The sequence below is a fragment of the Cyclobacterium sp. SYSU L10401 genome (assembly GCF_010993705.1).
Lineage (GTDB): Bacteria > Bacteroidota > Bacteroidia > Cytophagales > Cyclobacteriaceae > Cyclobacterium.
In genome coordinates this window covers 13,814-27,111 of record NZ_WOFO01000004.1, presented here as the reverse complement: position 1 = coordinate 27,111, position 13,298 = coordinate 13,814, and the positions used below count along the sequence as shown (strand labels likewise).

The following is a 13,298-nucleotide window of genomic DNA, read 5'->3' as shown; positions in this document are numbered from 1 at the left end:
CTGCCCGCTTTAAAGAAATCAATTCAATAAAACACCTAAAATTATGAAAAGAAAAATACTATACCTAATAAAGATGGTATCCAAAAACCTGTTTTACGGCTGTATACTGCAATGTATGTTTCTGACTACCTTGCTTGCCAATGATTCCGAGGCCCAGATCAAGCCGATTGATGAGACCTTCCTTCGTATGGGCGATAAGGAGTGGAGTTTAAAGGAAGTTTTTCAAATCCTGGAATCCAAAACAGATTATGTATTCATTTTCCCGGACGATTTGCTAGCTGGCAGGGGTCCGGTAAGCCTGAAGGCTGGAAGGCAATCTGTCAATGACATCCTGATTCAGGTAGCCCAATCCTCCAGATTGAAATTCAGGCAAGTCAACAATTCCATTTATGTCGGGGGCTCCAAGTCCTTAAACCAAGGCCAGGAAGTCACCATTGAGATGGATTTTATAGAAATTACCGGGAAAGTCGTAGACCAGGATGGTAGCCCCATACCCGGAGCTACTGTGCTGCTGGAGGGAACTTCCACAGGGACAGCTACCGATATTGATGGCAATTTTTCCATCGAGGCAGCGGAGGGATCAGTGCTACTTTTTTCCTTTATAGGATATGAATCCCAGCGGGTAACCGTAGGCAATCAAACCAGCCTGACCATTACCTTAACCGAAGATCAGTCATCATTGGAAGAAGTGGTAGTAGTGGGTTATGGAACCCAGAAAAAGGTGAACGTCATCGGTTCTGTTTCACAGATAACCGCTGAAAATATTGAGAATCGCCCGGTTCAGCAGCTTTCGCAGGCCATCACAGGACAAATGCCCGGGGTGACGGTTATTCAAAGGTCTGGCAGGCCTGGCCAGAGTGGCGGCAATATTAGGATCAGAGGGGTAGGTTCCTTTGGAGCCACTCCGAATGCATTGATTTTGATTGACGGTATTCCGGGAAATATGAATGATATCAACCCTGATGATGTACAGTCCATTTCTGTTCTAAAAGATGCTTCCTCCGCTGCGATTTATGGGGCAAGGGCTGCCAATGGGGTTATCCTGGTAACCACCAAAAATGGGTCTGATAAAAAAATGACGGTAAGCTACAATGGCTATGTGGGCTTTAATCAGCCGACTCAGCTACCTCAGTTTGTAGATTCCTGGGATTATGCTGCCATGTACAATATCGCCTCAGGAAGCAATAGTTTTACAGAAGAGGACATAGCCAACTACCGGTCACAATCTGACCCGGATAATTATCCCAATACCCGGTTTTTGGACCATGTGTTTGCCGGAGATGGCATACAGACCGGCCATACCCTAACCCTGAACGGAGGAGACGAAAACAACAAATATTTTCTTTCAGGAGGTATATTAAGTCAGGAAGGAATTGTACCGAAAAATAACTACAACAGGTATAATCTGAGGCTGAATCTTGAAAATAAGTTGGGAGAAAATTTTACATTGACCACCAGATTATTTGGATCCATAGAAGAACGCAATGAGCCCCAGGCCACCGCCAATAAAGGAGGTGAACTTAGTGACCAGCTGATTCAAAACGCCATCAGGTACCCTGCTGTGTATCTGGGGCAAGCATCAAATGGGGATTTTGGCATTGGCCCGGAAAGTGGAGGAACTCCCGTATCGTGGTTGCATTCCGATTCCTACCTGACCAATCCCAGAACGCGAACTGGAATAAACATGAAATTGGATTGGAAGCCGATAGACGGCCTGGTTTTTTCGGCTATTGGGGGTTATAATTCATTTTTATTGGAGCAGCGCTCTTACCTGGCCTCTCAGCGGTTGAATGATGATGTTTTTCATGCACAATCCTACCTGAACCAATTCAGCAATAAGGAAATATTCAAGACAGCCCAGTTAATCGGAGAATATTCAAAAAGTTTCAATAAAAACAATTTGGATTTCTTGTTGGGCTATACCTTCGAAAACCAAATCAATACCTATTTCAACGGCTACCGGCAGGATTTCCCCAGCAATGATTACACAGTAATCGGTATGGGAGGGGCGGATAATCAGAGAGTAGGCGGTTTTGATGAGGAATGGGCCATTCAATCCCTTATTTCAAGGGTGAAATTCAACCATGATGAAAAATACCTGTTTGAAACCACTTTGAGGTATGATGGTTCTTCCAGATTCCCTGAAAATAATAAATACGCACTATTTCCTTCCATGGCACTGGGCTGGAGACTCTCAGACGAACTTTTCCTGGAGAACTGGAGCTGGCTTTCAGATTTTAAATTAAAGGCCTCCTGGGGAATTCTGGGAAACCAGAATATTGGAAACTACCCCTACCAAACCGTACTTAACTCCGGTAGGAATTATCCATTTGGTGGAAGTATTTCCACGGGCGCGGCCTATTCAGATTACAGGGATGCCAATATACGTTGGGAATCTACCGAAACTTTGGATTTTGGAGCTGAAACGAGCTTTTTAGAAGGTAAATTATCATTTAATTTTACCTATTTTAATCGGAATACCACAGATATCCTTTTCCAACCTACTGCAAGTGTATCGTCCATTTTAGGAGTAGGTATAGGAGAGATCAATACAGGAGCAGCTAGAAATAAAGGCTGGGAATTCGATTTTGGGTATAGAAACCAAATCAATGAATTTCAATACAATGTTTCAGGAAATTTTTCCATCATCAATAATGAGGTGGTTACTTTAGGCCTGGGAAATGTGGAACAGCCCAATGGAATGGTAGGAAATGGGTCTTCCTTGTTTTTAGGTTTCCCAATGGAAATGTATTACGGATATGAATCGGACGGTGTTTTTTTAAATGAGGAGGATATATCCGGTTGGCCCAATCAATCTGCCATCACACCCAATCCCCGGGCAGGTGATGTCCGATACAAGGATATCAGTGGTCCCGACGGGGTACCTGATGGAAGGGTGGATCCCACCTATGACAGGACCTTTTTAGGAAGCAGGATTCCGAAGTATACTTATGGATTGAATTTTGGATCCAGGTACAAGGGATTTGACATATCCGTCTTCTTACAAGGTGTGGCTGGTGTAAGTGGGTTTTTAAATAACTACGCCGGTTGGGCATTTTTTAATCTGGGCAATATCCAGAAATGGCAGATGGATGGCAGGTTTAACCCGGACAGTCCCGAACGGTACCCGGCTTATCCCCGACTGGAGGTCATTACCAATAGCGGAACTCCCAATACCGTCATTTCCGATTTTTGGGTAACAAATGCTTCTTACCTCAGGGTAAAAAACCTTCAGCTGGGATATACACTGCCCGCAACTGTACTTGAAAGGATTGGACTTCAAAACTTAAGGCTCTATTTAAGTGGAGAGAATGTACTTTCATTCACTTCCTATGCAGAAGGTTGGGATCCTGAAATCAATACGGGTGGGGCCTATTATCCCATTTTGGCTACCTATACCCTGGGTGTAAATGCCAGATTTTAAGTACAAATGAATTCAATAAATAAAAGGAATATTCTTATGAAAATGATATATAAGCCATTGCTAGTCATGTTCCTGTTACTTACGGGTATTTCCTGCGATGATAAACTGGAACAATTTCCCACCGATGCCTTTGCCAGCGGCACATTCTGGACTTCAGAGTCCAATGCCCTGATTGCATTGACCGGAATGTATAGGGGTAATATCAATTATGGAACCCAGGTAGTCCCCTCAGATTGGTGGACTTACTGTGGAATAGTTTTTTTGGAATTCGCTACGGACAATGCCTACGATAGGAGAGGAGATAATTCGACCTATAACCGCCTGACAGATGGTACCTTGTTGCCTAACAACAATGTAGTGAACGGTTATTGGCAGGGATCTTACAGGAGGATAGCCATTACCAATGATTTTCTGGAAAACATAGATAACGTAAACATGCCCGAAGAAAACAAGCAGAGAATGAAAAGCGAAGCGCGTTTTTTAAGGGCAACCCAATACTTTTATCTGTCCCAGTTTTGGGGAGATGTGCCTCTGGTTACCAATACCCTTACACCTGATGAGGCCAACAATGTGGAAAAATCAAGTAAATCGGTTATTGTAGATTTTACGATTCAGGAGTTAGAAGAAGCAGTAGATGGACTGCCCAGATCCTCAGATATTACAGCTTCTGAAATAGGAAGGGCAAGCAAACAAGCTGCACTGGCCTTTTTGGGTAGGCTATACCTGGCTGAGAAAAGATTTGACGAGGCATCCGAAGTGTACCAGGAAATCATTAATTATGGGGATAATATCATAGATACGGAATATGGCCCCCTATTTACCACGGAAAATGAAGACAGCCGTGAAAATATTTTCAGTGTGCAATTCGTATCGGGCCTGGCACCTAATTCCATGCCGCAACATGCCTTTCCTGCTGCTTCCAGTGGATGGCATATCATTAATCCCCTGGGAAGTCTGGCTGAAGAATACGGTTTTGATGACGGAACTCCGTTTTCTTATGATGACCCGAAATTCGTTCAGGAGGATATGGGAGCCAACCGGGACCAGCGTTTCAGGGATACTTTCATTTGGAATGAATCCACCTTTCGGGGCAGGAGATATGTTTGTCATCCCGATTCTACCCAGTCTGTTGATCAATTGACTTATTCCAAGCAGGCCACCCGTACCGGGTTTGGGTTTAGAAAATATTTTGATGAATCATTTAGCGGAAACCTGGTCAATGATTATGGTGGCAATATTCCGATCATCAGGTATGCCGAGGTCTTGTTAAGTTACCTGGAGGCAGAGCTTGAAGCGGGAAACCCCATTACGCAAGAACTATTGGACCAAACGATTAATGAAGTAAGGGGAAGGCCCTCAGTAGACCTGCCACCAGTTACTGAAACGAACCCGGATGCCCTGCGGGAAATTCTAAGAAGGGAACGAAGGATAGAATTGGCCTTTGAGGGGACCCGCCTATGGGATATATTGCGATGGGAGATAGGAGAAGAAGTTTTGAATGGGGATTTTTGGGGAGCGCCCTTCCCTAATTCTGTCAGGTATCCCACTACTTCTATTAAACTGGACCCTCAATCCAGGTGGTATGTCACTACCAAAAATTTCAGGCCCGGCATTGATGATCAATGGCCTATTCCTGAATCAGAAACCAACATTAACCCAAATCTGGCAAATTAATCATTATGAAAAGAAGACATGCAGTAAAAGCAATCGCCCTTGGATCTGTTACTCCCCATTTGCTCTTGGGTGGGACTACGGGCTTTGTGCCGGCACCAAAAGTTAAAAATAAAGTAACCCTTTCGGATTTTTCCAGTGCCTGGCAGCAATGGCCCGATATGCCCTGGGTGGGTCCTGAATATTGGGGTAACCGGCTGCAGGACTGGGAAATTCGTGATGGTAGAGCCGTTTGCGTAATCTCCGACAAAAACCGTTCTCTTCATTGCCTCACCCATCAACTGGGCAGCGGTAGTGGTAACTTTTCCCTGCAAGTTAATTTGCGATGGCTCAACTCCGACTCCAAGGGCCTCCCTGAAGCCCATACCGGATTCCGGCTGGCAGCCAAAGGGAAATTTGAAGATTACCGCTCTGCAGCTGTTTTTGGCCAGGGGCTTGATGCCGGTATCAACGGACAGGGCTTCCTTTTCATTGGAGAAAAAACCGGTACCCAACAGCTCTCCCTGGATGGGGAAATTACCCTCAAACTGGAAGGAAGCGGGAATGAACTCCAACTCAAGGCTCAGCATCCGGAAAACGGTAAATTGTTGGCCATGTTGACCTATAGCCAGCCCGAGGCTACATGGGAAGGCAACCTGGCCCTGCTGGCTCATATGCCGGTGGATGACACAGCTGCTCCTTCAGTATCATTTTCCGATTGGCAAATTTCGGGAGATAAAATCACTGGTGATGAAGCACAGGCCTTTGGCCCGATCTGCTTTGCGCAATATACCCTGCATCATGGCATATTGAAACTCGCTGCCCAATTGGCTCCTGTAGCCGGTATACCGGATCTTCAGTTAAGCCTGCAGACCCAACAAAATGGCCAATGGGAGACATTGCAGCGAGCCATCCCGGATCCTTTGGGCAGGGTAGCCCACTTCAGGCAGGAAAACTGGATAGCCGAAAAGGCTACCCCTTACCGGGTAAAACTGGACCTTCCTTTAAAATCCGGGATCAAATCTTATTATTATACCGGAACCATAGCCCGGGAGCCAGGCGAACAGGACCAGGTAAAAATGGCCGTATTCAGCTGTAACGCAGATTATGGTTTTCCGGATCAGGAGGTCAGCCTCCATTCTCTCAAGCACCAGCCCGACCTGGCCGTTTTTCTGGGCGACCAGTTTTACGAAAGCACCGGAGGTTTTGGCATTCAAACGTCTCCCCTGGAAAAATCCAGCCTGGATTACCTGCGCAAATGGTACATGTTTGGCTGGTCTTACCGGGAAATTTTCCGCCACATCCCCAGCGCATTTATTCCTGATGACCACGACGTTTACCATGGCAACGTTTGGGGGGAATCAGGAAAAAAAGCCCCCACGGATGAAGGATGGGGCTATGCAGCACAGGACCAGGGTGGATATAAAATGCCGGCAGAATGGGTAAACATGGTGCAACTGACCCAAACCGGTCATTTGCCGGATCCGTTTGACCCCAGCCCGGTCAAGCAGGGGATAGGTACCTATTATACCGATTGGGTTTATGGAGGGGTGAGTTTTGCCATCCTGGAAGACCGGAAATTCAAGTCCGCACCCAAAAATGTATTGCCAGAGGAGGCCATGGTGACCAATGGATTTATTCAGAATCGCGAGTTTGATATCAAAGCCCACTATGATGTGGAAGCCCAGTTACTAGGCGAGAGGCAGCTTGAATTTTTAAAGCACTGGTCTTCAGATTGGAGCAAAGGGGCTGAAATGAAGGCGGTATTGTCTCAAACCAATTTCTGCACGGTAGCCACCTTGCCGGAAGGCAGTATCATTGACAGTATTGTACCTAAACTACCTATTCCCGAACCTGGAGAATATGTACCTGGAGATGCCCCTACATCAGACATGGATTCCAATGGCTGGCCACAAAAAGGCAGGGATGAGGCATTGAAAATCATCCGGAAAGCCTTTGCCTTGCATGTGGCTGGTGACCAACACCTGGCTTCTGTTGTTCATTATGGGGTGGATGAGTTTGGGGATGCAGGGTTTGCCTTTGCCGGACCGGCATTAAACAACCTTTTCCCCAGGCGCTGGTGGCCTCCGATAAGTGAAAAACAAGGAGAGCTTCCCGGAAAGCCAGCTTATACAGGTAATTTTCATGATGGTTTTGGAAATAAAATGACGGTACATGCAGTAGCCAATCCCAGAAAAACGGGTCAGGAACCCGCTTTGATCCATGACCGATCCACGGGCTATGGATTGGTGACCTTCGATAAAGCACAAAAGACGATGAAATTGGAGTGCTGGCCCAGGTATGTAGATCCTGAAAAGCAACCCGATGGTCAGTTCGAAGGTTGGCCGATGACCATTGCTCAGCAGGATAATTATGCCAAAGCAAGCCTGGGTACCTTACCTGCACTCGATTTGAGCAATTACCACAAACCCATTGTCCAGGTAATTGATGAGGAGAGCGGTGAGCTGGTATATGGGCTTAGGGTAAGGGAAAAAACTTTTCGCCCCAGGGTATTCAAGGATAGCAAATACATGGTGAAAGTATGGGAAGAACATCAGGATAGTCCCCAAATTTTTGGTGGATTGGCCTTGGATCATGAGCAAAAAGATACCGTATTTGTGAATTACCGGGTTTAATCCGAAAACTAAATAATTGTAACTCCATGACCTTCAGGATTATTTTGTTGATTGCTTTTCTGGCCATTTCATGTACTGCAGAAAAGCAGGAAGTGCAGACCCCACCCAATATCATCTACATTCTGGCAGATGATCTGGGTTATGGGGATCTGGGTTGCTACGGGCAGGAAAAGATCGAGACGCCTCATATCGATGCATTGGCTGCCTCCGGTATGTTATTTACCCAATACTATTCCGGTTCTCCGGTATGTGCGCCGGCCAGGGCTGTTTTACTGACAGGCCAGCACAGTGGCAGGGCACAGGTCAGAGGGAACGATGAATGGGGAGATAGGGGAGACGTATGGGATTATATGGCCATGCTGGCCGACTCCACTCTGGAAGGGCAACGACCCATAAGGGAAGGAACCACTACATTGGGTACGCTCCTGCAGGGAGCGGGGTATACGACGGCCATTGTTGGTAAATGGGGATTGGGTGCTCCTCATACAGTTGGTGTACCGAATAAGCAGGGTTTTGATTATTTTTTTGGCTACAATTGCCAACGACAAGCCCATACCTTGTACCCCGTTCATCTTTGGGAAAATGACCGGCGGGTGTATTTGGATAACGATACCGTTCCTCCCAATACCCGACTGGTAGAAGGAGCTGACCCCTATGCAGAAGAAAGCTATTCAGATTACTTTCTGAGCGATTATGCACCAGAAGAGATGTTTACCCGCATTCAGCAATTTGTAAAAGAAGAGACTGTTCATCCCTTTTTCCTGTATTGGGCAACACCTATTCCGCATGTTCCCCTACAGGCACCAGTTAAATGGATCGATTATTATGTCGAAAAGTTTGGAGAAGAAGAGCCTTATCTGGGTGAGAGATCTTATTTTCCGGCCCGCTATCCAAGGGCCACCTATGCGGCCATGGTCAGCTACCTCGATGAGCAGGTGGGGCAATTGGTACAGCAGCTCAAAGATCAGGGTATTTATGACAATACCCTGATTATTTTCACCTCCGATAACGGGCCCACCTTTAATGGAGGTACGGATTCACCCTGGTTTAATAGTGGAGGACCATTCAGGGAGGAAAGAGGCTATGGAAAGGGTTTCCTTTATGAGGGGGGAATCAGGGTACCCATGATTGCATCCTGGCCGGCAGAAATTGAGAAAGGAACCCAAAGTGATCATGTTTCGGTATTTTACGATGTGATGCCTACCTTGGCTGAAATTGCCGGAGTGGCGGAAACTTACGATTCAGATGGTGTCAGCTTCCTGCCTACCTTACTTGGAGAGGATCAAAAGGAGCATGAATACTTGTATTGGGAATTTCCTTCCTATGGTGGTCAGATGGCGGTCAGGATGGGAAACTGGAAAGCCATGAGGCTAAACATGCAGGAGGAGGAATCGGAATGGCAACTATTTGACCTGAGCAGTGATCTTTTGGAAACTAATGATCTGGCTGCCGATCATCCGGAGATCATCAGGAAAGTGGAAGAAATCGTTTCTGAAGCCCATGTTCCTGCCTCTAATCCTCGCTGGCGGTTTGCAGCTTTGGGAGAAGAACCATAGTAAAAGCAACCCTGAGAGCCTCTGGATAAAGCGTATGGTCTCCGGAATATTTTATTTTTTCCTGCAATTCCCCGCTAATCGATTTCTGCATTGGGAATTTAAAGGATATTTGGTATCTTAAGCAGCTTATTAACCAAATGTACTCATGCATTTAAAAGTGTATCAATACCTGTTGGCAGGCCTGGTGGCCCCCATATTGGCAAGTATTCTATTATACAGCTGTAATGAAGGAGGGGCTAAAAACAGTGCTGAGATCCCGGATGTAGTCAGTTACAACTTCCATATACGTCCCATATTATCCGACAACTGTTTTGCCTGCCATGGCCCGGATGCCAACAAGAGAGAGGCAGGTTTACGTTTGGATAACGAGGAGGGCGCTTATGCTGCGCTAAAAGAAAATCCGGGAAAGCATGCCGTTATTCCCGGAGACCCAAAGCAATCCATGTTGATTCAGCGGATTTTTTCAACCGATCCCGGACAAATGATGCCCCCTCCGGAATCCAATCTAACAATTACAGCACATGACAAAAACCTGATCAAAAAATGGATCGACCAGGGAGCAAAATACGAAAAACACTGGGCCTTTGTTCCCCCTGAGAAACAGGAGCTCCCCAAAAATGAAATGAAGGGTTGGTCTGACCATCCCATTGACCGTTTTACCTTGGCAAAAATGAAAGCCAATGGCCTGTCGCCCAACCCGGAAGCGGAAAAAGCACATCTGCTGAAACGCCTGAGCCTGGATCTTACAGGCCTGCCGCCGGAAATGGAAGAAGTTAAAGGTTTTTTGAACAATGAGCGAAGCTGGGAGGAAATGATTGCCCATTATTTGGCAAAGCCTGCATTTGGAGAGCGGATGGCATTGCTTTGGCTGGATATTTCCAGGTATGCAGATTCCTTCGGCTACCAGAACGACAATATCCGGACGCAATGGCCCTATCGGGACTGGGTCATTCATGCTTTTAACCAAAACATGCCCTACGATCAATTTCTGACCTGGCAATTGGCCGGCGACCTGCTGCCGAACCCGAGTAAGGAGCAGCTGCTCGCTACCGCCTTTAACCGCAACCATAAAATTACCGAGGAAGAAGGGGTGATAGATGAAGAATACCGCGTAGAATACGTGCTGGATAAGACCAACACCTTTAGCAAGGTAAGTCTTGGTATTACCATGGAATGTGCCCAGTGTCATGACCATAAATATGATCCGGTTTCTCAAGAGGATTATTTTTCACTCTATGCCTTTTTTAACAATACACCGGAGAAAGGATTTGAAGGTGGGGCAGGTTCTCCGGTAAGGGCTAAAACTCCCCTGATTTGGGTGGAGGAAGCAGATACCGAAAGCATCCTGTCCTTCGTCAACCATCCTGATACCAGCAGGGTGGCCGTTTCTATCATGGCCGATCTGCAGGACTCTATCCGGCCTACCCGTGTTTTGGAAAGGGGATTGTACGATGCTCCTTCAGGTGAGCCATTGTTGGCAGCAACACCTGAGGTGATCAAGCCCTTTGACCCGGAATTGCCTAAAAACCGGTTGGGTCTGGCAAAGTGGGCGTTTACGGATGACCACCCCCTTACTTCCCGTGTTTTTGTTAACCTGATCTGGCAGGAAATATTTGGCAGCGGGCTGGTACCTTCTGCGGGAGATTTTGGGATGCAGGGGAAATTACCTACGCACCCGGAGCTTTTGGATTGGCTGGCAGTAGATTTCCGGGAGCATGGTTGGGATATCAAAAGGCTTATTCGCTTGATCGTTAGCTCGGCTACCTACAGGCAGTCTGCTGAAGTGAAAGCCAGGCACCTGGAAATGGATCCAGAAAACACCTATTTGGCCCGGTTTCCCAGGCTTCGTTTGCATGCCGAACTCATCCGGGACTTTGTGCTTTCAAGTAGCGGCTTGTTGGTTCCTGAAATAGGAGGCCCGAGCGTAAAACCCTATCAGCCGGCTGGCTTATGGGAAGCATCCAGTTCGGGCAGGGGAGAATTGAATGTTTACCGGCAGGATAAAGGCGATAAACTGTACAGGAGGGGTATTTATACCTTCATCAAGTTGACCTTGCCTCCTCCATCCCAACTGATTTTCGATGGCAGCAACCGGGACATTTGTCAGGTGGGGAGAAACAGGACCAATACCCCCTTGCAGGCCCTGGTCATGCTCAATGACCCTTTGGTTTTGGAAGCCTCCCGGGTATTGGCCGAAAGATTGAGTACGGCACATGACAACCCTGAGCAGGCCATAGAAGAAGCTTTTCTAAGGATATTGTCCCGCTTCCCAAGGGACGAAGAAAAGGAGGTAATATTGGCATTTTATGAGGAGGAGCGCGCCCGTTTTGATGAAAGCCCCCTGGCTGCAAAGCAGTCAGTACAAATCGGGGAATTCCCCTTGCAAAAGGAGCAGGAAGCCCGCGAATCAGCAGCATTAATGCAGGTAATAGTAGCATTATATAACCTGGAAGAGGCCATCACAAAAACCTGAAGAAAGAATTAACAGCGAAAATTAAGGGTCAAAGAAGACGTTAGAAAATGATTCGGTATTTTTAATTTAACATAAATGTGACCGTTTTCATTTTTAAAAATAGCAGGTAAATTCTCTATGCGGGGATGCGTATTTGTTAATTTAAACCAACCCAAAATAACTCAAGCATGAAAAAAGAAAATTCCGTTTCCAGGCGTAAATTTTTAATCACCACAGCTACGGCAGCACTGGCCCAACCGCTTTTGTTAAGCCATGCCAGCCTGGGAAAAAGTAAAAGAATCCCACTCAGGCATGTTTGCATCGGTGTAGGGGGAATGGGGTGGCATGATTTAAACCGCTTTAAGGCTCATCCGGAAGTGGAGATTGTGGCCATTTGTGATGTGGATGAGAATCATTTGAACAGGGCAGCAGAAGCTGTCCCCAATGCAAAAAAATATACAGATTGGAGAGAACTGCTGGAGGTAGAGGCAGGTAATTTCGATTCCATCAATGTGAGCGTTCCTGACCACAACCACTTTGCGATTGCCTATCAATCCATCCAGCTGGGCAAGCATGTCTACTGCCAAAAACCCATGTGTCATGATGTGGCGGAAATCAGAACACTTACCGCCGCTGCCGAAGAAGCAGGGATTGTCAGCCAGCTGGGCACCCAGCATGCTTCGGGCAAAGGAGACCGAACGGCCGTACAATGGATCAAGGAGGGACATATCGGTAAAATCAAACAGGTGTACCTCTGCTCCAACAGGCCCGGCGCCACAGAGGCTTACCGATTTGAAGGTCCCAGACCTGATCGGGGTGAAAATCCGCCTGCCCATGTGCACTGGGATTTGTTTATTGGCACAGCGCCGATGAGGCCCTATGCGCCTACCATTTACCATCCTTCCAAATGGAGGGCCTGGCAGGATTTTGGCACAGGTTGGTCCGGTGATATAGGCTGCCACATACTGGATGCGGTCTGGAAAGGTTTGGAATTGAAGGCTCCCAAATCTGTAGTAGCCAAAGTGCAAGATTCCTGGGAAAATTCTCCTGCCCGAAGAGCAGATACCTGGCCTCAAAGCAACCACATCACCTGGGTATTTCCGGGTAATAAAATGACTGCAGCCGGTGAGTTAAAAGTAGAGTGGTTTGATGGAGAATTTTACCCTCCGGAGGAAGTGAGGGCATTGTTTTCCGTAGAAGACTACCCGGCAGAATCGGCCATGCTGATTGGTACGGAAGGAGCGCTATTGATCCCCCATACCCAAATGCCTGTTTTGTTACCCGAAGCACAATTTGCGCATGTTGCCCCGCCCAAATTGGAAGAAAGGGATCATTACCATCACTTTGTGGATGCCTGTTTAGGAAAAACCAATACGGAAAGTCATTTTGCCATTTCCGGCCCCATGTCTGAAACCGTAATTTTGGGCACTGTGGCCATCAGGCAACCCAATGAAGTATTGAATTGGGATGCCAGTAACATGAAAATACTAAACCAGGACGCCGCTAATCAATATTTATCAAGGGATTACAGAAAAGGCTGGCAAGTGAATGGATTTGATGCAAAAAAATTCAATTCCTGA

At 46.8% G+C, this 13,298-nt stretch carries 6 protein-coding genes; all 6 read left to right on the top strand.

Annotated elements, in window-relative coordinates; translation table 11 throughout:
• Positions 1–43: 43 nt before the first annotated feature.
• Complete coding sequence (locus tag GL182_RS10970) at positions 44–3,424, top strand: TonB-dependent receptor (protein ID WP_240469785.1); 3,381 nt, start codon at positions 44–46, stop codon at positions 3,422–3,424.
• A gap of 36 nt (positions 3,425–3,460) precedes the next feature.
• Positions 3,461–5,098, top strand: coding sequence for a RagB/SusD family nutrient uptake outer membrane protein (locus GL182_RS10965; RefSeq protein WP_240469784.1), 1,638 nt, complete (start codon positions 3,461–3,463; stop codon positions 5,096–5,098).
• Between the two features lie 5 nt (positions 5,099–5,103).
• A complete protein-coding gene (locus GL182_RS10960) occupies positions 5,104–7,710 on the top strand; it encodes an alkaline phosphatase D family protein (RefSeq protein ID WP_163379733.1) in 2,607 nt (868 codons plus the stop codon).
• A gap of 26 nt (positions 7,711–7,736) precedes the next feature.
• Complete coding sequence (locus tag GL182_RS10955) at positions 7,737–9,266, top strand: arylsulfatase (RefSeq protein ID WP_163379732.1); 1,530 nt, start codon at positions 7,737–7,739, stop codon at positions 9,264–9,266.
• A 145-nt stretch (positions 9,267–9,411) separates the two neighbouring features.
• Positions 9,412–11,739, top strand: coding sequence for a PSD1 and planctomycete cytochrome C domain-containing protein (locus tag GL182_RS10950; RefSeq protein ID WP_163379731.1), 2,328 nt, complete (start codon positions 9,412–9,414; stop codon positions 11,737–11,739).
• Positions 11,740–11,906: 167 nt separating this feature from the next.
• Positions 11,907–13,298 (top strand): Gfo/Idh/MocA family protein, encoded by a 1,392-nt coding sequence (locus GL182_RS10945; protein ID WP_163379730.1) that lies wholly within the window; start codon positions 11,907–11,909, stop codon positions 13,296–13,298.